The organism is Alicyclobacillus fructus, from assembly GCF_017329605.1.
In the GTDB taxonomy this organism is placed as follows: Bacteria; Bacillota; Bacilli; order Alicyclobacillales; family Alicyclobacillaceae; genus Alicyclobacillus; species Alicyclobacillus fructus.
Genome location: NZ_JAFMTY010000137.1, coordinates 1 through 200, shown reverse-complemented (window position 1 = coordinate 200; position 200 = coordinate 1). Strand labels below are relative to the sequence as shown.

Below are 200 nucleotides of genomic sequence, written 5' to 3'. Positions count from 1 at the left end.
CTTCAGACTCGCTTTCGCTTCGGCACAGGCTCCGCCGCCTTCACCTCGCTCGCCAACATCACTCGCCGGTTCATTCTACAAAAGGCACGCCGTCACACCTCTCGGTGCTCCGACTGCTTGTAGGCACACGGTTTCAGGTTCTCTTTCACTCCGCTCCCGCGGTGCTTTTCACCTTTCCCTCACGGTACTGGTTCGCTATC

The 200-nt window shown here is 58.5% G+C and carries 1 rRNA gene; it reads right to left on the bottom strand.

Annotated elements, in window-relative coordinates:
* Positions 1 to 200, bottom strand: a 23S ribosomal RNA gene (locus J3481_RS14595); the annotation flags it as partial.